The following is a 903-nucleotide window of genomic DNA, read 5'->3' as shown; positions in this document are numbered from 1 at the left end:
CCACGGTGGCGACCGAGCCCTGCACCTTGACGGTGGCCGTGGACACCTCGTCGGTGCCCTCGGCGCCCAGCATGTGCACCATGCCGAGCCCGTAGCCGACGCCGCGCCGCACGGCCTGCGGGTCGCCCGCGCCGTCCGGGCCGCCGGGCAGCGGCCACTCGCCCTCGTCCGCGTCGGCGTCGTCCCCCGGCAGCGCGGGCAGCGGCTCGTCCCGGACCGCCGTCAGCAGGTCGGCCACGGGGGCCGGGCAGGTGACGGTCTGGCCGGTGGGCAGCAGGTCACCGGTGGCCATGACGTTGCGCATGCGCAACTCGGCCGGATCGAGGCCGAGCTTGGCCGCCAGCTTGTCCATCTGGCCCTCGTACGCCGCGCACACCTGCATCGCGCCCTCCCCGCGCACGTGGCCCGATGGCGGGTTGTTGGTGCGCACCGCCCAGCCCTCGACGAACGCGTGCGGCACCACGTACGGGCCGCAGGCGAAGGAGACGGCGGCGGCCAGCGCGTCGGCCGAGGTGTCGGCGTAGGCGCCGGCGTCCAGCAGGATCTGCGCCTCGACCTTGAGCAACGTGCCCTCGGCGTCGGCGTGGTGGCGGTAGCGCAGCAGCGTGGGATGGCGGTGCGCGTGCCCGAGGAAGGACTCCTCGCGGGTCGCGGCCAGCTTGACCGGGTGGCCGGTGCGCAGCGCGAGCAGGCCGAGCGGCAGCAGCATGCCGGCGTCCTCGCGCTCGCCCATGGCGCCCGGCACGCCGGTCACGACGACCTTCACCAACTCGGGCGGCAGCCCGTAGCAGGCGGCGGCCAGGTCGCGGTCGGCGTGCGGGTCGGTGGAGGCGGTGTACAGCTCCACGCCGCCGTCCGGGCGCGGCACGGCGAGCCCGGCCTCGGCGCCGATCGGCGCCGGGT

1 protein-coding gene is annotated in these 903 nt (G+C 76.4%); it reads right to left on the bottom strand.

Features of this window, described 5'->3' with window-relative positions:
* A partial coding sequence (locus KUM32_RS42155) for a xanthine dehydrogenase family protein molybdopterin-binding subunit (protein ID WP_217146881.1) occupies positions 1–903 on the bottom strand: 903 nt, incomplete at both ends.

Source organism: Streptomyces sp. AC627_RSS907, from assembly GCF_019049165.1.
Note: the sequence above shows the minus strand (reverse complement) of the source record. Positions and strands in the feature narration are given on the sequence as shown.